1 pseudogene is annotated in these 236 nt (G+C 32.6%); it reads left to right on the top strand.

From position 1 onward, the window contains the following. Positions 1 to 236: pseudogene (locus tag CCO88_RS10505) on the top strand (motility associated factor glycosyltransferase family protein); the annotation flags it as partial.

Genomic DNA, 236 nt, shown 5'->3' with positions numbered 1-236 from the left:
TTTATAGGACAGGATTTAGCTTATGCAAAAGATGGATTTTCCCATACTAAAGATTATAAAAATCTTGATAAACATGAAGGACATTTTCGAAGAGATAAGGGTAAATTTCAATGTTTAGCTTATGGAGGCAACGGAAAAGTTGAAAGCTCTGAAATTTGGACTATGTTTAGATTTTCTTTACAAAATACCATTTCGAAAAATATTGTTTCAACCACCTACAACTGCACCGAAGGTGG

The organism is Campylobacter coli LMG 9860 (assembly GCF_000254135.1).
Lineage (GTDB): Bacteria > Campylobacterota > Campylobacteria > Campylobacterales > Campylobacteraceae > Campylobacter_D > Campylobacter_D coli.
This window is presented reverse-complemented; position numbering and strand designations above follow the sequence as displayed.